The organism is Streptomyces sp. NPDC047130 (genome assembly GCF_040643475.1).
Classification (GTDB): domain Bacteria; phylum Actinomycetota; class Actinomycetes; order Streptomycetales; family Streptomycetaceae; genus Streptomyces.
Genome location: NZ_JBEYUK010000008.1, coordinates 149,901 through 168,540 on the forward strand (window position 1 = coordinate 149,901; position 18,640 = coordinate 168,540).

Annotated in this window: 14 protein-coding genes; 7 read left to right on the forward strand and 7 right to left on the reverse strand. The window is 75.3% G+C overall.

Translation table 11 applies throughout. The features are described 5' to 3' along the window. Positions 1–348 precede the first annotated feature (348 nt). Positions 349–666 carry a hypothetical protein gene (locus ABZ836_RS13325; protein ID WP_356136049.1) on the forward strand — a complete coding sequence of 106 codons (318 nt, stop codon included), beginning with the start codon at positions 349–351 and terminating at the stop codon, positions 664–666. Positions 667–981: 315 nt separating this feature from the next. Then, positions 982–2,784 carry a stealth family protein gene (locus tag ABZ836_RS13330; RefSeq protein ID WP_361141847.1) on the forward strand — a complete coding sequence of 601 codons (1,803 nt, stop codon included), beginning with the start codon at positions 982–984 and terminating at the stop codon, positions 2,782–2,784. A 115-nt stretch (positions 2,785–2,899) separates the two neighbouring features. On the opposite strand, the gene ABZ836_RS13335 is transcribed toward ABZ836_RS13330, so the two are convergent. From ABZ836_RS13335 to ABZ836_RS13355, 5 genes are all read right to left on the reverse strand, one after another. Then, positions 2,900–5,185: a lantibiotic dehydratase gene (locus ABZ836_RS13335; RefSeq protein ID WP_361141849.1), complete on the reverse strand. Its 2,286-nt coding sequence runs from the start codon at positions 5,183–5,185 to the stop codon at positions 2,900–2,902. Between the two features lie 210 nt (positions 5,186–5,395). Further along, a complete protein-coding gene (locus ABZ836_RS13340; protein ID WP_356136055.1) occupies positions 5,396–5,653 on the reverse strand; it encodes an acyl carrier protein in 258 nt (85 codons plus the stop codon). Beyond that, a complete protein-coding gene (locus tag ABZ836_RS13345) occupies positions 5,650–6,699 on the reverse strand; it encodes a pyridoxal-phosphate dependent enzyme (RefSeq protein ID WP_361141851.1) in 1,050 nt (349 codons plus the stop codon). Before ABZ836_RS13345 ends, ABZ836_RS13340 begins: the two co-directional genes overlap by 4 nt. After that, the gene (locus ABZ836_RS13350) at positions 6,696–8,294 is read right to left on the reverse strand and encodes an amino acid adenylation domain-containing protein (RefSeq protein ID WP_361141853.1); all 1,599 of its coding nucleotides are present in this window, start codon (positions 8,292–8,294) and stop codon (positions 6,696–6,698) included. The genes ABZ836_RS13345 and ABZ836_RS13350 overlap by 4 nt, the downstream gene beginning before the upstream one ends. Further along, positions 8,294–10,615: a lantibiotic dehydratase gene (locus tag ABZ836_RS13355; protein ID WP_361141855.1), complete on the reverse strand. Its 2,322-nt coding sequence runs from the start codon at positions 10,613–10,615 to the stop codon at positions 8,294–8,296. Before ABZ836_RS13355 ends, ABZ836_RS13350 begins: the two co-directional genes overlap by 1 nt. Positions 10,616–10,872: 257 nt before the next feature. On the opposite strand from ABZ836_RS13355, the gene ABZ836_RS13360 reads away from it, so the two are divergent. The 3 genes from ABZ836_RS13360 to ABZ836_RS13370 all read left to right on the forward strand — a co-directional run bounded on the left by ABZ836_RS13360 (position 10,873) and on the right by ABZ836_RS13370 (position 12,998). Continuing rightward, positions 10,873–11,124 (forward strand): MbtH family NRPS accessory protein, encoded by a 252-nt coding sequence (locus ABZ836_RS13360; protein ID WP_356136063.1) that lies wholly within the window; start codon positions 10,873–10,875, stop codon positions 11,122–11,124. A 172-nt stretch (positions 11,125–11,296) separates the two neighbouring features. Next, positions 11,297–12,019, forward strand: a complete 723-nt coding sequence (locus ABZ836_RS13365; protein WP_356136065.1) for a 4'-phosphopantetheinyl transferase superfamily protein — start codon at positions 11,297–11,299, stop codon at positions 12,017–12,019. Between the two features lie 244 nt (positions 12,020–12,263). Then, entirely contained in the window at positions 12,264–12,998 is a 735-nt protein-coding gene (locus ABZ836_RS13370) for a peptidase E (protein ID WP_361141858.1), read from the forward strand. Between the two features lie 414 nt (positions 12,999–13,412). Here the strand turns inward: ABZ836_RS13370 and ABZ836_RS13375 are convergent, their stop codons facing one another. Then, on the reverse strand, positions 13,413–14,063 hold the full coding sequence (locus ABZ836_RS13375; protein ID WP_361141860.1) for a response regulator transcription factor: 651 nt from the start codon (positions 14,061–14,063) through the stop codon (positions 13,413–13,415). After that, positions 14,060–14,674, reverse strand: a complete 615-nt coding sequence (locus tag ABZ836_RS13380; RefSeq protein WP_356136071.1) for a LuxR C-terminal-related transcriptional regulator — start codon at positions 14,672–14,674, stop codon at positions 14,060–14,062. The genes ABZ836_RS13375 and ABZ836_RS13380 overlap by 4 nt, the downstream gene beginning before the upstream one ends. A gap of 448 nt (positions 14,675–15,122) precedes the next feature. Here ABZ836_RS13380 and ABZ836_RS13385 point away from each other — a divergent pair, with 448 nt between their 5' ends. Both ABZ836_RS13385 and ABZ836_RS13390 read left to right on the forward strand, forming a co-directional pair. Further along, positions 15,123–18,254, forward strand: coding sequence for a type 2 lanthipeptide synthetase LanM family protein (locus tag ABZ836_RS13385; protein ID WP_361141862.1), 3,132 nt, complete (start codon positions 15,123–15,125; stop codon positions 18,252–18,254). Positions 18,255–18,413: 159 nt separating this feature from the next. Beyond that, entirely contained in the window at positions 18,414–18,629 is a 216-nt protein-coding gene (locus tag ABZ836_RS13390) for a hypothetical protein (RefSeq protein WP_356136075.1), read from the forward strand. Positions 18,630–18,640: the final 11 nt, after the last annotated feature.

The window sequence follows — 18,640 nt, forward strand, 5'->3', positions numbered from 1 at the left end:
GTTGATACACATCGCCGCCCGAAGAGCGCCTGGCCCCCACGAGGGGCTGGTTCCGCCGAGCCCCACGCCCTCCCATGTCACGTCCCTCGACGAGGTGCGCCGGCGTCCGCAGCGTCCTTGACCGGGGCGGACCCGGCCGTGGGAGCGAACCGTCTCCCGCGATGGTGCGTCCTGATCCACGGTGCACGGTGCGGGGAGTGCTTCAGGACGCGGGAGGGCGGGGACCGTGGAACAGGCGACGGCCGTGGGCGGCGACGGGACGGACCTGACCCGTTCGGACGCGGCCGGTGCCACCCGTATTCCTGGCCCCCGCGATTCCCCGTGCCGTACCGACGAAAGCGCGCAGCAGTGAAAGCCCGGGAATTCACCGCAATCGCCCGTGCGGTCCTCTCCGACGATCCGAGGGACCGAACACGCGCCGCCGACGGGGTCACCGACCTGCTGAGCTGGTACGCGCCGGCCCAGGCGGCCTCGCTGGCCACGCTGCTGGCCTCGCTCGCCGCCACCGAGGAGGACGACACCGCCCTGGAGTCGCAACTCAACGCCCTGTCGGAACTGACGTCCACCGGCCATGTCGAACTCGCCCACCTCGCCCCGCTGCGGGAAAGGGACCTCACGACGACCGCCCCGCACCTGCGCGAGTACGTCACCGACCTTCTGGAATAGCCCGAGCGCCCTCGCCGATGCCGCTGGGGCGCCTGCGGCTCACCGGAGCACGACCGTGACGCCGCGCCGTTCGAGGAGCCGCACGAGCTCCGTCGGCCGGCGCGCGGCGCGCGGTCTCGGAGTCGTGCCAGGTCAGGGTGAAGGGGCGGGACCACCCCCAAGCCACCGCCCAGGCAGTCCTTCAGCCCGTCGGCGTCCGAGTCCGACCGGACGCCATCGAGATCCGCACGCAATCTGTCGATACTTGACATCCACAGGTAATCTCCTGACTAGATTTGCATTCGATTCACCTTCTCTTCATGATCGGGTCGCTTCATGCCCTCCGCCGTGTTCAGCGCTGCCGAGCGCGTCCTGCCGAGCCGTGTCCGCGCACGCAGGGAGCGTGAGCGGCTGCAGGCCGCCGCTGCCGAGAAGGCCCGGCGGCAGGCGGAAGCGAGAGAGGCGAAGGAGGCGCGGATCGCGCAGCGGCGGGCCGCGATGCTCGAGGCCGACCCCGAGGTCACCGCGCTGACCGTGAACGGCGACACGTACTACGGCCGCACCGTGACCTCGTTCACAGCCCAGTCGGCCCGCGCCCGGCATCTGCACCTGGTGACCGACGCGCTGACGCATGCCGGTGTGCAGTACTTCCTGGTGCCGGGGCGGTCGCCGCGGCGTCACGTGGTCGGCGTACGCCTGGAGGACAGGAAGGCCTTCCTGACCGCCCTGCGCGAGCTGTACGGGAACGCTCCTCTGTACGCCGGCAAGCCCGGCACCAGCGCCTGGCCCGAGGACGCGACCCTCTACGCCGACGGGTCGCTTCCCGCCGCCCTCAAGCGCTCCCGCGTCATCCGCTTCACCGAGCTGCAGCTCGGCCCCTCCGGCCAGGTCCTCTCCGGGTTCACGGAGGGCTGCGACGTCGAGTTCTGGCAGGACGGTGCCGCCCTGCTGGCGGCACGCGACTCCGCGGACGACGAGGAGGCCGCCGGCAAGGCGGCGGAGCGGCTGTCCTCCCTGCGCACGCAGCTCCCCGAGAGCGCGCTCGCCGGCACGCTCGTCGCGCCCCGGCCGAACGCGGTCTCCGACACGGTCACCGCGGAGGCCCGAATACCCGCGACTCTGCCCATACAGGGCCGCCCGCACCCCACCTTCCGGGACTTCTTCCGGCCCACCATCGAGAAGGTCGATTTCGACATCGACGTCGTCTACACCTGGGTGGACGGTTCCGATCCTCAGCTCGCCGCACAGCGGGAGGCCTACCGCGGGGGCCCCGCGGCTCCGCGCCGCATCCACGCGCGGGAGACCGGCGCCTCCCGCTACACCAGTCACGACGAGCTCAAGTACTCGCTGCGCTCGCTGGAGATGTACGCGCCGTTCGTCCGGAACGTCTACATCGTCACGGACGGGCAGACCCCGCCGTGGCTGGACACCTCCGCGGCCGGCGTGCAGGTCGTCGACCACAAGGAGATCTTCTCCGACACCAGCGTGCTGCCGGTGTTCAACTCCCACGCCATCGGCACCCAGCTCCACCACATCGACGGCCTCTCCGAGCGCTACCTCTACTTCAACGACGACGTCTTCGTCGGCCGCCCGATCACCGGGGAGCACTTCTTCCACGGCAACGGCGTGGCGAAGCTGCCGTTCTCCCCGTTCCAGTACGGCCTCGGCTCGCCGCTGGGCGACGAACCCGCGCCGAACTCCGCCGGCAAGAACGTCCGGCGGCTGCTGCTCGCGGAGCACGGACGCTTCGCCGTCAACAAGTTCATGCACACGCCGCACCCGCAGATCCGCGCCGTGATGCGCGAGATCGAGGAGCTCTTCCGCGAGGACGTCGAACGGACCAGCGCCTCCCGGTTCCGCGACGTCACCGACATCGCCATGGGCGCCAGCCTCCACCACCACCACGCCTACCTCACCGGCCGCGCGGTGCCCGGCAGCTACAAACTGCGGTACGTCGACGTGGCGCGCGAGGAATCCGCCGAGAGGCTCGCCGAGCTGCTCGAGACCCGTGGCTTCGACTTCTTCTGCCTCAACGACGTCAACACCCCGCCGGAGCGGCAGCAGGACGTCACCGAAACGCTCCACGCGTTCCTGGAGACCTACTTCCCCTTCCCCAGCCGCTTCGAGCACGAAGCCTGACGCCCGGCCCGGCGACCGGGGGACCTCTCCCATGCGGCGATGAAGCCTCCGGCGGGACGGAGAGGGGAAGCGGCGGTTCGAGCCGCCTCCCCTCTCCGTCCCCGCCCCCCCCGGCTCACTCCCCCCGGGTGTCGAACGCGACGAACCGCAGCTCCGACGTGTAGCGGTGGCCCTCGTCGTCCGTGAGCCAGGTCTGTTCCGGGGTCGGGAGCATCTCCGTGAACGTCGCCGTGGCGGAGGGGTCCTTGCGGGCCAGTCGGCGCAGGGCCTTGGCGAGGATGGTGACGTAGACCGGGCTGTCGAAGTCGACGTAGAACGGGCGTGACTCGGTCGGGGAGACGACGAACACGAAGCGGGGCAGGCCGAGGCGGGTGCGCCAGTGGCGGGCCCGCACGAAGCGCCGGGCCTCGTCCTTGTCGTCGGCGAACGCGGCCTCCACGGCGGGCAGTTGCCAGGACTCGCGGGCGATGACCATGCGGTCGACGGTGACCCGGGGTGTGTGGGCGGCCGGCGGCAGCGGCTGGAAGAGGTCCATCGACAGCGTCGTCAGGACGTGGGAGAAGACGTCGATCGCGGGGAACACCGCGCCGTCGGGCAGCCGGACGACGAGGGCGCCGTCCCGTTCCTCGACCAGGGCGTCGGCGCTGCGGACGGCGCGGGGGCGGGCCGGGTCGGCCGTGAAGTCGGTGAGGGCGACCTGGTAGTCCTCCGGGCGCACCAGCGTGTGCCGGACGCGGGCGGAGAGCCGGGAGCGGTGCTCCTTGGGGATCAGCGGCATCAGACGGGGGCCGGGGTGGTCCTGGTCGGTGAGGGCGAACAGCTCGTCCACGTCGGGGTGTTGATGGGTGAAGAGCGAGGCGCCCAAGGTGTTGGCGGCCAGGTGGAGTTCGCCGAGGACGAGGGTGAGGTCACCGCGGGCGGCGGCCTCGGGGCCGTCGGCGGCCAGCATGACGTCCGGGCTGAGGTAGCGGGCCGCCGTCCAGCCCCCGCCGCCCGCGAACTCCCGCCGCACAGACTCCTCGAGGTCGGCGACCTGCCGGGTGACCCTGCGCGCGTCGTCCGGGACCGCGAGGATCCGCTGCCAGCGCTCGGCGAACTCCCGCTGCAGCTCGCCCGCCGCCGTACGGGCGGTGCCGTGCAGCACGGGCAGGCAGGCGAACCAGAAGGAGGCCAGGTCGACCGGGTCGCCGCCGGCGGCGAGGCGGTGGTGCACCGAGCGGATCTCGGTCTCCACGACGGCGGCCAGCCGGGCGGTGAGCCAGCCCGCGCTGTCCATCAGGAGCCGCAGCGGGGACAGCGCCTCCACGACGGCCGGGCCGAGGCGCGCGGTGGCCGAGCGCCGGGTGTCGCTGTAGACGAGGGCCCGGCAGGGGGCGGTGGAGGCCGACTTCTCGCGTGTCGCGGCCGTGTCGGTGAGTTCGGTGAAGTCGCGCTCCAGTTCCTGGAGTGCGGTGAGGAGCGCGGTCTCGTCGGTGGCCGCCGCCACCTTCGCCCTGCCCTGCTCCAGGAGGTCGAGGGCGTCGAGGCCGCGTCGCCTGCGGTCCGGGTCGCCGACGGTCGACAGCCAGGCGCGCAGGGCGCGTTCGGGGTGGGTGCCGGCCGGGACCTCGAGCCGCCAGGTCACCCAGCGGCGGGCCACCAGGTCGTTCAGTGTGCCTGCCACGTCGACGCCGGGGAGGTCGGCGGCGATGTCCCGGGCCGGGCGCACACCGTCGCAGCGGGCGAGGACCGCGGCCTCGGAGTCGGACACCGCCGTCGGGCGGCGGCCGGGCACGCGCACCTCGTTCCCGTTCAGCACGACGAAGGGGACCGCTCTCGGGGCGATCCACTCCCGCAGCGCCGGGTCCGCGTCCAGCATCCTGGCCACCGCGTCGATGCCCCAACTCGCCCAGTAGACGGTGGAGTCGGCGATCAGACCGGTACCCGGGTCAATGTGGGCGCCGGATGCCGTGGCGTCCCAGCGGCCCCAGCCGACGGGGCCGAAGAAGCCGATGGTGTCGTTCTTCACGCAGAACCGCTGCCAGTAGTGCGCGACGAGTTCCTCGCGCTGGCGGGGCATGCTGCTGCGCCTGTCGGTGTCGGGGTTCCAGCGCAGGAACGGCGCGATGCCGGAACCGAGCAGCGGGCGGTTCTGCCAGGCCAGGGCCGCCTGGAAGCGGGGCCGGGCGGCGACCTCCTGGAGGACGTGCGCGGTCTCCACGGCGGCGGTGCCCAGTTCGGCGGCGAAGGCCTCCCAGTCGGGTCCGGACAGCGGCGTGTCCGGGGCGAACTTGTCGGCGGCCTCGGCGAGCCCGGGCGGGGCGAGGCGGAGCACACCGTCGGCCGGGAACCCCGGCCCGCGCAGCGCGAACTGGTTCCACAGGCGCCAGCGGCCGAGGTACGGCGCGAGGTCTTCGGACATGACGGCACTCCTTTGACGCGGACGCGTGCACGGGATCAGGGGATGTGGTCGTGGGTGGCCGCGCCGCATCGTGACGCTGCGGCTTCACCGGGATGGTGGGGTGGTGGGGGTGGTGGGTCCGGGCCGGGCCGGCGGCCCGGGTGCCCGCGCCTGTCGGACGACGTCAGGGAGGCGCGGGCACCGCGGGATCCCGCCGCACCGGCTCTCCCCTCAGCCGCGGCCGAAGTCCGCGTCGACGACCTCGGCGAGGTCGCGCGGGGTCGGGTACGCGAAGACCAGGGAGACCGGGATGTCGTCGGAGCCCAGCGCCTCCTGGAGACGGCCGGTGATCTGGAAGGCGGTCAGGGAGTCGCCGCCGGACTCGTAGAAGTCGGTGTCCGGGGTGAGGTCGGGGTGGTCGAGGACGTCGCGGAAGATGTCGACGAGCAGGTCGAGGGTGCTGACGGCGACGGCGGTGTTCTCGGTCATGGCATGTCCTTCCGGAGGGTGGTGGTTGCGGTGAGGGTGTGGAGTCGGGCGGTGGTGTTGCCGCCGGAGACGACGGCCACCGCGGCTTCGCGGCGGCGGCCGTCGCGCAGGGCTCCGGCGAGGGCGACGGCGCCGCTGGGTTCGGCGTCGACCCCGTGGCGGCGCAGGAGGGCGGCCGCGGCGAGGATCTCGGCCTCGCCGACGGCTACGAGGTCGTCGACCCGGTCGCGGATGATCGGGTAGGTGAAGTGGCCGGGCCGCTGGCCGCGCAGGCCGTCGGCGACGGTCTGGGTGGGCGGCAGCTGGACCGGGTGTCCGGCCGCCAGGGAGCGGGCGTAGCGCGGCGTGAGCGCGGGTTCGACGCCGACGACGCGGACGGGGTGTCCGGCGGCGGCGAGGCAGACGCCGGCCAGGAGGCCGCCGCCGCCGACGGGGACGTAGACCGTCTCGGTGTCGGGGGCGTCGGTGAGGAGCTCGACGCCGACCGTGCCCTGGCCCGCGATCACCAGGGGGTGGTCGGAGGAGGGGACGAGGGCGGCGCCGGTCGTCTCGGCGATCGTCCGGGCACGTTCCTCACGTTCGGCCACTCCCCCGCCGACCTGGACGATCCGTGCGCCCAGGGCGCGGATGGCGGCGGCCTTGGCGCGGGACGCGCCGGCGGCCAGGACGACGGTGAGTTCCAGGCCGAGGGTGCGGGCGATGCGGGCGAGGGCGATGCCGTGGTTGCCGGAGGAACCGGTGACGACGCGGTCGGCTCCGAGGGCGAGGACGGCGTTGGCGGCGCCGCGTGCCTTGAAGGAGCCGCCGGTCTGGAGGTGTTCGGCCTTCAGGAGCAGGCGTGGACCGCGGACCGTGGTCGCCGGACCGGACAGCAGGGGCGTGCGCACGGTGTGCGGCGCGATGCGGGCGGCGGCGACGGCGAGGTCGGGGTCGGCGGGCCCGTGGACGCGGAGCGTGGGGTGTGGGACGCCGGCGAGGGTGGCCGGGCGGCCCGTGGCCGTCGGGCGGCCCGTCGTCGGGCGGCCGGTCGTGGTCGGTGTGCTCATGCGGTGCTCCCTGCGACCAGGCGGCCACGGTCCGCCTTGCCCCCACGGGTGGTGGGCAGGACGGTGTGGCGCAGGAAGCGGCGCGGCATCAGGTGCGGGGGCAGGGTGCGGGCCAGGTGGCTGCGCAGAGCGGCGTCCGGCATCGTGTGGTCGCCGGTGACATGGGCGGCCAGGTACACGCGGCCCCGGTCGTCGGTGTGCGGGGTGACGACGGCTCCGCTCACTGCGGGGTGGGTGAGCAGCGCGCCCTCCACCTCGGCGGGGTCCACACGGTAGCCGCGGATCTTGATCTGGCGGTCGACGCGGCCTTCGTAGCGCAGCCCCTGCGGGGTCCACCGGCCCAGGTCGCCGGTGCGGTACATGCGGGAACCGGGCGGACCGTAGGGGTCGGGGAGGAAGGCGGCCGCCGTGCGGGCCGGGAGCCCTCCGTACGCGCGGGCGAGGCCCGTGCCGCCGATGTAGACCTCGCCCACGGTTCCGTCGGGGACGGGGACCAGCTCGGGGCCGAGGACGCGGACGGTGGCGCCGGTCCGGGGCAGGCCGACGACGTCGTGGGCCGGGTCGGGGTCCGCCGGGACGTCGTGGCGGGTGGTCGTCATGGTGCACTCGGTCGGCCCGTACTGGTTGATCAGCCGGCCCGGGACGAGGGACCGGCCGCCCGCGGTGAGGAAGGGCCGCAGCGACTCGCCGCTGGACGCGACGAGGGTGACGCCGGCCAGCGGATCGGGCAGGTCGCGCTGTCCGGCGAGGTGGGTGAGGAAGGACGGGGTGACGCTGAGCAGGGCGGTGACGCCGTGATCGCGGACCGTGCGGACGAAATCGGCGGGGCGGAGCAGCCGCGCGCGCTCCACGAGGACGACGCGGGCCCCGGCCAGCAGGGGCGCGAACGTGTCACGGATCGAGGCGTCGTAGCCGAGCGGTGCGGTCTGCAGGGCGACGGTGTCCGGGCCGAGCCCGAAGGCGCGGGCGGTGTCCCGGAGGTAGGTGTCGAGGGCCTGGTGCTCGACGAACACGGGACTCGGCTCGCCGGTGCTGCCGGAGGTGTGGCTGACGTAGGCGAGGGCGCGGGGGTCGACGGGCGGGAACGCGGAGGTGGCGGAGGTGCCGGAGGTGCCGGTGCCCGCCTCGTCGCACGGGCCGCCGGACGCCTCGTCCCACGGGCCGCCGGACGCCGCGTCGCGGGAGCCGCCGGCGGCCGTCGCGTTCGGCGCTCCGGTACCCGCGGCGTCCAACCGGAGCGCCGGCAGGCCGAGTTCGAGGGCGTCGGCGTGGGCCGTGGTGGTCAGCAGGAGGCGGGCGCCGGCGCTGCGGACGAAGGCGGCCAGCCGGTCCCGCGGCTGGGTGACGTCCAGCGTGAGGAAGGCGGCGCCGCAGCGCAGGACGGCCGTCATGGCCGCGACCGCGTCCAGGCCGTGTTCCACGGCGACGGCGCAGACGGTCTCGGGGCGTGCCCCGTGTGCGCGCAGCAGTCGGGTCAGCTCCAGCGTCCGCCGCTCGAGTTGCCGGTAGGTGACGGGCCCGTCCGGGGTGTCCAGGGCGATCCGGTCCGGGTGCCGTGCGGCGTGTTCGGCGAGGTCGTCGGCGAGGGTGCGCATCACCGGTCCCCCTCGGCGGTGACGGTCCGGTCGACGGCGACGAAGCGGAGCTCGGAGGTGTAGCGCCGGCCGTCGGTGTCGGTGAGCCAGGCCTGTTCGGGCGTGGGGAGCATTTCGCTGACCTTGAGCCGGGCGTCCGGGTCGGTGCGGGCGAGGCGGCGGGCGGCCTTGGCGAGGATGGTGGTGTAGACGGGGCTGTCGAAGTCGACGTAGAACGGGCGGGGTTCGGTCGGGGAGACGACGAACACGAAGCGCGGAAGGTCGTGGCGGCGCTGCCAGTGGCGGGCGCGGACGAAGCGCGCGGCCTCGGTCTTCTCGTCGGCGAAGTCGAGCTCGGCGACGGGCAGTTGCCAGGTCTCGCGGGCCAGGATCATGCGGTCGACGGTGATCCGCGGGGTGTGGTCGCCCTCGGGCCGCAGGGTGAAGCGGTCCATCACGCGCTGGGTGAGGGTGTTGGCGTAGGCGTCGAGGAGGTCGTAGCGGGTGCCGTCGGGGAGCAGGACGGTCAGCCTGCCGTCGACGTCCTCCACCAGGACGTCGGCGCCGAGCGCGGTGCGCGGGCGGTACGGGTCTCCGGTCTGGTCGACCAGCGCCACGTAGTGGTCCTGGTCGCGGTCGAGGGAGGGGCGGCTGCGGGTGGACCACTTCAGCGGCAGTTCCTTGGCGAGCATGGGCAGCAGCCGGGGGCCGGGGAAGTCGCGGCCGGTCTCGGTGATCAGCTCGTCGCGGTCGGGGTGCTGGTGGACGAAGAGGGAGGCGCCCATGGTGTTGAGGGCGCTGTGCATCTCGCCCAGCACCAGTTCCACGTCCCCGCGGGCCAGCGCCGCCTCGTCCTCGGCGACGACGAGGACGTCGGGGCTGAAGTAGCGGGCCAGCGACCAGCCGTCGCCGGGCTCCTCGAACTCCTCGCGGACGCGGGCGGCGAGCTCGGCGGTGGTCAGCCGGACCCGGCGGGCGCCGGACGGGATGTCCAGCAACTTCGCCCACTTGGCGCGCAGTTCGCCCTGGACGGCGTCGATGAGGGCGCCGGCCTCGGGGTGCGGGGAGGGCAGGGTGTGCAGCCACAGGGTGGCGAGGTCGACGGGGCCCTCGGCGGCGAGACGGTCGTACACGGCGCGCAGCCGGGCGCGGATGCCGTCGGCGAAGCGGTTGGTCATCCAGCGGGCGGCGGTCAGGCACAGCTGGAGGGGTTCCAGGTGGGCGAGCAGGCCCGGCCCGGCGGTGGCGGTGGCGGCGCGGCGGGTGTCGGAGTAGACGAGTCCGCGGCAGGGGGCGGTCCGGGCGCCCTTGGCGCGCTGGGCCTCGGCGTCGGTGAGGGTGGCGAAGTCGGCTTCCAGGGCGCCGATGGCGCGGGTCAGCGCCTCGGCGTCGTCGCCCGCGTCGGCGACGGCGTCGCGCCCGCGCTCCAGGACGGCCAGCTTGGCGAGGGCGCGGTCGCGGGCCTCCTCGTCGGGGACCCGCTCCAGGATGGCGCGCAGGGCGCGGTCGGGGTGGGTGTCCGCGGGCACCTCCAGGCGCCAGTGCACCCAGCGCCGGCGGGCCAGCTCCCGCACGGCAGCGGCGGTCCCGTCCTCGGTGCGGCCGAGGGCGGCGGCGATCTCCGGCACCGGGCGGGTCCCGTCGCACAGCGCCAGGACGGCCGCCTCGTGCTCCGCCACCTGCTGCGCGGGCCGTCCGGGCACCCGCACGGTGGTGCCGGCGGTGCGGACGATGGAGACGCGGCGCGGCGGGATCCAGCGCATCAGCGCGGGGTCCTCGCCGAGCACCTTGGCCAGGGCGTCGATCGCCCAGCCGGAGAAGTACACGGCGCTCGCGGCGAGGAAGGTGTCTCCGGCGCGGGTGGAGACGGCGTCCGTCGCGGCGAGGTCCCAGCGGCCCCAGCCGACGGGGCCGAAGAAGCCGATGGTGTCGTTCTTCACGCAGAACCGCTGCCAGTAGTGCGCGACGAGTTCCTCGCGCTGGCGGGGCATGCTGCTGCGCTTGTCGGTGTCGGGGTTCCAGCGCAGGAACGGCGCGATGCCGGTGCGCAGCACGGCCGGGTTCTGCCAGGCGAGGGCCGCCTGGAAGCGGGGCCGGGCGGCGACCTCCTGGAGGTGGCGGGCGGTGTCCACGGCGGCGGCGGCCAGCTCCTCGGTGAAACCGGTCCACTCGGGGCCGGCCAACGGGGCGCCGGGCCCGAACTTGTCGGCCGCCTCGGCCAGTCCGGGCGGGGCGAGGCGCAGCACGCCGTCGGCCGGGAAGCCCGGACCGCGCAGCGCGAAGTGTTCCCACAGCCGCCAGCCTCCGCCCGGCAACAGGACAGGTGCGTGCTCGTCCGACATCGCGTGCTCCTTCCGGAAAGGGGGTGCGGGGAGGCGACCGGCCCCGGGGCGGACGGTGGTCCGCCCCGGGTTCGCCGGGTTCTCCGGCCTGGCAGCACGGTCCCGCGCGGCGGGGGCGCGCCGACAGAGAAGATCCGGCAGCAACACGTGCCGCGGGGTCGGCGTGTTCGTCCCTGACCTCGGTGCGCGGGCCCGGTGCACGCTGTCGGCGTCGGCCGTGACCTGCGGCCGGCGCCATCACCCGCGGGAGGTTCACCGTGACGCAACCCGACTTCGCGAACGGCGCGGACGCCGAGGAGGTCCGCCCGGACACCGACGAGGAGTACCTCGTGGTGCGCAACGACGAGGAGCAGTACTCGATCTGGCGGGCGGACCGTGAGCTGCCCGCGGGCTGGTACCCGGAGGGGGTGCGCGGCGGCCGGCAGGAGTGCCTGGACCACATCGACGTGATCTGGACGGACATGCGTCCGCTGAGCCTGCGCCGGCGGCTGGCCGGGGCACATGCCTGAGGGACTCCCGGGCAGGCTCCCGGGACCCTCGGCCCACGACCCGCCACCAGGGGCCCTGACGTCCCGTGTCCCGACGCCGGGAACCCCGCCGCCACGGGCCCCGACGCCGGGTGCCACGACGCCGGGTGCCGCGTCGCCGGGAGTTCTGCTGTCCGGGTCCGGTGCGCCGCCGGTGCTGCCGCAACGGCTGTGTCCGGCGGTGCTGGACCTGTCGGGGCTGCGGGACGGACCCGCCACGCAGGGCCCGCGGGCCCTGCGTGCCCCGCTGGAGCTGTATCTGGCACGGGTCGCGGAGCAGGACGAGCAGACCCTGCGGCACGCCCGCGAGGTTCTCGACGCGGAGGAGCGGGCCCGTGCCGGCGCCTTCCGGCACGACCGGGACCGCGACGCCTACGTGGTCGCCCACGCGGCGCTGCGGAACGTGCTGAGCGTCGTGACGGGGGTGCGGGCCGACGCCCTGGCGTTGACCCGTGAGCCCTGCGCGGGCTGCGGCGGGCCGCACGGGCGGCCGGTGCTGTCCGCGTCGGGGGTGCACTTCTCCCTGTCGCACAGCGGCGGCCTGGTGCTGGTGGCGCTCGCGCCGGCGCCGGTCGGGGTGGACGTGGAGGAGCTGGCCACCGTCAAGGTCATGCTCAGCGCCCAGTCCGCGCTGCACCGGGCGGAGGCGGACGAGCTGGCACGGCTCCCCGCCTACGGCAGGCCGGCCGCGTTCACCCGCGCCTGGGTGCGCAAGGAGGCCTACCTCAAGGGCCTGGGCACGGGTCTGGTGCGCAACCCCGCGCTCGACTACCTGGGCACGGGCCCGGCGCCCGCGGACCCGGCGCCGGGCTGGGAGGTGCGCGACGTCCTGGTCCCCTCCGGCTACGCGGCCGCGGTGGGACTGCGCACCTGCTGACCGCGCGCGGCGGCGCGGCGGGGAACGGTCGATCACCGTTCCCCGCCGCGCTGTCGGCGTTTCGCCGGGGCCGCGGGCGAGCGGGCGTCGTGTGCAGGCGGGAGTGGTGTCCGAGCGGGCGTCGCGCCCGAGCCGGAACGGCGCGCGGGCGTACGGGCGTTGCGTCCCGAGAGGCCCGACCCGCGCGCCGCCTTCACGAAAAACTCACGTCTTCCACCGTGGCGAGCGGAATACGATCACGCCCGTGACAGCGCCCCGACCCACCATCGTCGCCACCTCGGGCGGCTTCCGCCCCGGCCGACGTACGCGGCTGCTCTTCGACTCCCTGGTGCACCACGCGGTCGACCTCTCCGGCGCGCACGGCCGACGGCCGCGCGTCCTCCACGTGGGGACGGCGGCGGGTGACGCCGAGATGGTCACGGCACGGGTCTCGGAGGCGGCCCGGGCGGCGGGCTACGACCTCACTCCGCTCCAGCTGTTCCCCATGCCCAACGTCGAGGACGTCGAGGCCACGGTGCTCGACCAGGACGTGGTGTGGGTGGGGGGCGGTTCGGTGGCCAACCTGCTCGCCGTGTGGCGGGTCCACGGCCTGGACGCGATCATGCGGCGTGCCTGGCGGTCCGGGGTGGTGCTCGCCGGGGTGAGCGCCGGCTCCATCTGCTGGTACCAGGGCGGCACCACGGACTCCTTCGGCCCCGAACTGCGCGCCGTCACCGACGGACTGGCGCTGCTCCCCTACGGCAACGGCGTGCACTACGACTCCGACGAGGGCCGCCGCCCGCTGATCCACCGGCTGGTCGCCGACGGCACGTTCGCCGAGGCCCACTGCACCGACGACGGGGTGGGTCTGGTCTACCGCGGCACCGAACTCGTCGAGGCCGTGGCGGAGTCGCCGCGCAAGGCGGCGTACGTGGTGCGGCGGGAGGACGGCCGGGCCGTGGAGGAGCGGATCGAGCCGCGCCTGCTTCCGTCGGCGTGACCCCGGCCCCGTGCCGGCGGGGGCGGGCAGCGCGCGACGGCACGGGGCGACGGCCGGCCGGTCCCGGCACCCTCGTACCGGGGCCGCGCGTTCCCGTACCCCGCGTCATGAGCACCCCCGCACCCCTCGCACCCGCCCCGCGCCCGTCCCCCGACCGGGATCGGACCGGGTGGCAGTCGGGAGCAGACCGGGATCGGCCCGGGTTCGGACGGGGATTGGACCGGGTCCGGACGGGGATCGGCCCGGGATTGGACGGGGATCGACCCGGGATTGGATCGGGTCCGGCCCGGCATCAGACCGGGTCCGGCCCGGCATCAGACCGGGTCCGGCCCGGCATCGGACCGGGTCCGGCCCAGGATCGGACCGGGTCCGGCCCGGGGTCGGCCCCGGGTTCGCAGCGGCATCGCACCGCCCTCAGACCAGCCCCTGGCGTACCGCGCGGGCGACCGCGTGGGCGCGGTTGCGGGCCTGGAGCCGGGTCATCAGCTCGTAGATGACGTTCTTGACGGTGTGCTCGGAGCAGCCGAGGAGCAGCGCGATGTCCGCGTTGCCGTGGCCCTCGGCCATCAGCCGCAGGACGGACGTCTGCCGTGCCGTCAGGGCCGGCGGTTCCCGGCGCGTCGGACCGTCCGCACGGCAGCCGGTGCTCAGCACCCCGGACAACTCCGGGTAGGGGATGCTCGGATGGGGGTGCGCGGCCCGGTGGACGGCCCTGAGCAGGGTCTCCTCGGCCAGTTCGGCCGCGCCGATCACGACCGCTCCCGCGCGCAGGATCCGCCGCCGCGCCTCGGGGGCGACGCTGTCGCAGACGAACAGCAGCGGCCCGTGCGGGCGCGGCGCGCGCAACGCCTGGTCCGCGTCGGCGGCGACGATCACGGTGACCGTGACGCAGGAGCCGGGCTCGTCGGCGGCGGACCGGAGTCCGGCGCGTTCGGCGAGGGCGCGGACCCGTTCCGCGCCCGGCGCCGGCACGACCCGCACCACGACGGCGGGGGCGGCCGTGGCCGTGGCCGTGGCGCCGGAGGACGTCGCGGTGACGGGCGGCGCCGTCAGGGTGGCGGTCACAGCAGGCCCGCCCGGAGCGCGTAGGCGACCGCGTGGGCGCGGTTGCGCAGCCGGAAGCGCTGGGTGATGTCGTGCACGACGGTGGTCACGGTGCGGGGCGAGTAGGCGAGCCGCTGGGCGATCTCCGCCGTCTCGTGGCCGTCGGCCACCAGGCGCAGCACCGACCGTTCCCGCTCGGACAGCATGCCCTCGCTCCAGCTGCCGCCGGAGCCGCGCACGGGAGCTTCCGGCTGGTCCAGCAGTTCCTCCAGCAGGCCGGGGGGCAGGGTGCAGTCGTCGCGCGAGGCCGCCAGCACCGCGTGGGCGAGGCGGGAGGCGTCGGCCTCACGGCGCAGCAGCAGGCCCCGGGCGCCGGCGGCGAGCGCGTGCAGGACGTCCCCGGAGGCGAGGGCGCCCGCGACCAGGACGACGGCGGGGCGCTGGGGCTGGGTGCGGGTGGCGCGCACCATGTCCAACTCGGCGGGGCCGAGGCGGTCGACGGTGAGGACGGCGACCCGCGCGTCGGCGGGTTCGCACACGGTCAGTTCGGGCCGGACGAGCAGGGTCGCGCGGATGCCTGCCTCCAGCACCGGGTCGAGTGCGACCACACTGACAGGTACGGGTGCTCCCATCTGCTGCTCCTTGGAGGTTCGTGCGCCCCTTCGACTGAGCGGGCGGTCTGGCGTGGGGACTGGGGAACACCGTGCCTCCCCCATGACCGCCGGGGCATCGGTAGACGGACCCCCAGATTTGCGCGCCGGGCGCGTCCGGGCGCCCGGGTCGTGGGGGTGGGGCGGTCGTTCGGGCGGGTGCGCAGGCCCCGTGGCGCCCCGGGCGGCGGCGCCGACCGGCCCTCCGGGGGGCGGGCATGGGGAGGCGCACCCGCACGGATGCCCGTCCCGTGCCCGCACGGCCCGTCGCGCCCGCGGTCCGCACGTCACGCGCGCCCGTGGGGGATGCCCTCCCACCTGCGGTTTCCTGGCGCCGTCCGCCACGTCCCCACCCATGGGGAGGGGACGGGGAGAATATGGGGGACGGTTACCCATGTGGGGGGTGCGGAAGGTCTGCGACCTTCTTCTCGTGACCGACACCGCCAGCCTCCCGACTCCCCGGAGCACCGGACTCCCCGCCACCTGGTGGGCCCCGGCGCTGACCCTCACGGAGCGGCTCGCCGCCCCCGGGCTCCCCGGGCCGGCCGCCGCGACCGGCGCCGCCGGGCCGCTGCCCTGGACGGTCGGCGACGCCGAGGGCTTCGCCCTCCGGCTGAACCGGCTGGGTGTGGACGACGCCACGGCGGCGGCCCTGGCCGCCGAGCCCGCCGAGCGTCTGGCGGAGCGGACCGTCGAGCCCGACTGGGCGTCGTACGCGGAGGAGGTGCTGGCCGCGGCCCCCGAGGGGCTGCCGGACGTCGAAGTCGGCGGCGAGGGTCCCGACGCGTTCGCGCCGGCCGTGCGTCCTCTGGTCTCCACGGCCGCCGCCCGCCTCGCGGACCGGATGGCCGACGTCCCGGACGCCGAGGCCACCGTGTGGCGGGACGCGTTCACCCGCCGTCTGACCCACCAGCTGGTCCGGCTCGCCGCCCGCACCCTGACCCAGGAGCTGCACCGGGCCCGGCGCTCCCGGTGCCTGGCGGGCGCCGGCCCGCGCGAGCGGTTCGCCTTCTTCGTCGCGCAGGCCGGCACCCGGCGCGGACTGTCGTCCCTGTTCACCTCCTACCCGGTCCTGGCGCGGATGCTGAGCCGGACCGCGCTGGACGCGACGGAGGCCGCCGCCGAACTCGTCGCCCGCTTCCGGTCCGACCGCGCCGACCTGGTCGCCGTCCTCCTCGACGGCCGGACGCCGGGCCCGCTGGTCCGCGTGGACCTCGGCCGCGGCGACGCCCACCAGGGCAACCGGTCGGTGGCGGTCCTGCACTTCGCGGACGGCCGCCGCCTCGTCCACAAGCCCCGCCCGCTCGACCAGCACGCCCTCCTCGACGACCTGGTCTCCTGGCTCAACGCGAAGGTCCCCGGACTGGGGCTGCGCACCCCGCGCACGCTGCGCCGGGAGTCCCACGGCTGGCTGGAGTTCGTCGAGCACCGCTGGTGCTCCTCGGTCACCGAGACCGACGCCTTCTACCGCCGCCAAGGCGCCCTGCTGGCCCTGCTGTACGCGGTGGACGGCGCCGACATGCACTACGAGAACGTCATCGCCCACGGTGACCAGCCGGTCCTGGTGGACGCCGAGACGCTGCTGCACACCGGCCTCGGCCAGGCACTCACGGCGGGCGCCGACCCGGCCGCGGACGCGCTGGCCGCCTCCGTCCACCGCACCTGCCTGCTCCCGCACCTGCTCATCGGCGAGCACGGCGCGCTGGACATCTCCGCGCTCGGCCGGGACACCGACGGCACCTTCCCCAGCGAGGGCCTGCGCTGGGAGGACACCGGACTGGACACGATGCGGGCGGTGCGCGGGCTGCTGGCCAGCCCCGCCGCGCAGAACCATCCGCTGCCGCAGGGCACTTCGCTCGCCGGAGCCGACCACACGGCGGCCCTGCTGGAGGGGTTCCGCGCCGCCTACGCGGCGATCGCCGCCCACCGCGGCGAACTGCTCGCCGAGGACGGCCCGTTGACCCGATGGGGCGACCGCCCGGCCCGGCTCATCGCCCGCGCGACCCGGCTGTACGCCACCCTGCTGGAGGAGTCCACCCACCCGGCGCTGCTCGGCAACGCCCTGGCCCGGGAGGGGGTGTTCGCGGTGCTGTGGACGGAGTCCGCGCAGGACCCGGCGCGCGAGCGGCTCGCCGAGCACGAGACGGCGGCGCTGTGGCGCGGTGACGTCCCCTTCTTCACCCACCGGCCCACCGGCACGGCGGTGACCGCCGACGACGGCGCCCTGCTGCGCGGTGTCCTGCCGGTGGCGGCCGTGGCCGCGGTGCGCGACAAGATCGGCCGCATGGAGGAGGTCGACTGCCTCGACCAGGAGTGGATCATCTCGGCCACCCTCGCGGTGCGCGGGGCGGGTTCACCGCTGGGCCGGCCCCGGTCGGAGCTCACGCCGGTCCCCGTGCCGCCGGTGGCGCCGGAACCGTCCCGGCTGCTGGCCGCCGCCTGCGGGATCGCCGACGAGATCGCGGCCCGCGCGGTCCGCGGCGGCACCCGCACCAACTGGATCGGGCTGGAGCGGGTGTCGGGCGACCACTGGGCCGTCCTGCCGATGGGGGCGGGCCTGGCCCAGGGCTACTGCGGAGTCGCCCTGTTCCTCGCCCACACCGAGGCCCTCACCGGTTCGGGACGCTACGGCGCGGCGGCCCGCGAGGCGGTGCGTCCGCTGCCGGCCCTGCTCAAGGCGCTCGCCGAGGACCCCGAGCTGAGCGCGGCCGCCGGCCCCGGCGCCTACGACGGACTCGGCGGGATCGTGTACGCCCTGGTCCGGCTGGCGGCGCTCCTCGACGAGGGACTGCGGGCGTGTCTGCCGGACGCGCTCACCGCCCTGGGGCACGCGGCGGCCGCCTGCGCCGTCCCCGGTCTGGCCCAGGGGCGGGCGGGAGCCCTGGCCGCAGCGGTCGCCGCGTACGAGGCCACCGGGGATCCGGCGGCGCTGCGGCTGGCGGACCAGGTCGCGGACCTGCTGCCGGGGTCCCTGCCCGAGGACCCGGTCAGGTCCGCCGTGGCCGGTTCCGACGCCCCGTCGTCCGCCGGTTTCGCCGACGGCGCCGCCGGCATCGCCTGGGCGCTGCGGCGCCACGCGGGCCACCGGCCCGAGCGGGCCGCCCGCGCCGAGCGCGCGGCCGTCGCCCTGCTGGACTCCGGTGCGCACCACGGCGACCCGGCGGACCTCTCCTGGTCGCACGGGCTGGCCGGACGGGCCGCCACCGGACTGCCGGATCCGGTGCGCCTGCCGGACGACGCGCGCTCGTTGGAGGCCTCCGTCCGGCTCGCGGACGCTCCCGTCGGCCCCGACCTCAGCCTCGCCGAGGGCGCCCTCGGCCGGCTGGAGGCTCTGACCGTCCTGGCCGGGCGGGGCGACAGCACGGCCCGTTCGGCGCTCCGGCGGCACACCGGTCACGTCCTCGCGCTCGTCGAGGCACAGGGCCACCGCTGCGCCACCCCCGACCACGTCCCCTCCCCCGGGCTGATGACCGGCCTCGCCGGCATCGGCTACGGACTGCTCCGCCTGGCCCACCCCGGGACCGTCCCGTCGGTCCTGCTCCTGCACCACCCGGACCACTGACCCGCCCCGACCACCGCCCCACCGGCGCCGGCACCTTCGGCGCCACCCGTTCCGCCCGCACCACCCGCACCACCCGCGTCACGCGCTCGTCAGCACCACGGAACCTCCCCGCATCCGAACCCGGGCCCCCGCACGGGACCACCAGAAGGGACCACCGTCATGGACCAGCACCTCGCCGCCGCCGACTCCGCCGAGTTCACCGCCGTCGAATCCGCCGAGACCGCGCACACCGAGCAGGACGCCGTGGGCGGCATCAGCCTCTCCGGTCGCAACCGCGCCTGCGCCCGTGCCCGTGTGCTGGCCGGCATGGTCCTCACCAGCGGCATCGTCATCACGCTGAGCAGCCTGGACACCTCGGTCTCCGCCCCCAACTGACCAGCGGCCTC

Coding starts and splice junctions, on each gene's coding strand:
- ABZ836_RS13380 (WP_356136071.1), bottom strand. CDS start 14,674: ATGGGAGCACCCGTACCTGTCAGTGTGGTCGCACTCGACCCGGTGCTG.
- ABZ836_RS13345 (WP_361141851.1), bottom strand. CDS start 6,699: ATGAGCACACCGACCACGACCGGCCGCCCGACGACGGGCCGCCCGACG.
- ABZ836_RS13340 (WP_356136055.1), bottom strand. CDS start 5,653: ATGACCGAGAACACCGCCGTCGCCGTCAGCACCCTCGACCTGCTCGTC.
- ABZ836_RS13390 (WP_356136075.1), top strand. CDS start 18,414: ATGGACCAGCACCTCGCCGCCGCCGACTCCGCCGAGTTCACCGCCGTC.
- ABZ836_RS13335 (WP_361141849.1), bottom strand. CDS start 5,185: ATGTCCGAAGACCTCGCGCCGTACCTCGGCCGCTGGCGCCTGTGGAAC.
- ABZ836_RS13330 (WP_361141847.1), top strand. CDS start 982: ATGCCCTCCGCCGTGTTCAGCGCTGCCGAGCGCGTCCTGCCGAGCCGT.
- ABZ836_RS13355 (WP_361141855.1), bottom strand. CDS start 10,615: ATGTCGGACGAGCACGCACCTGTCCTGTTGCCGGGCGGAGGCTGGCGG.
- ABZ836_RS13350 (WP_361141853.1), bottom strand. CDS start 8,294: ATGCGCACCCTCGCCGACGACCTCGCCGAACACGCCGCACGGCACCCG.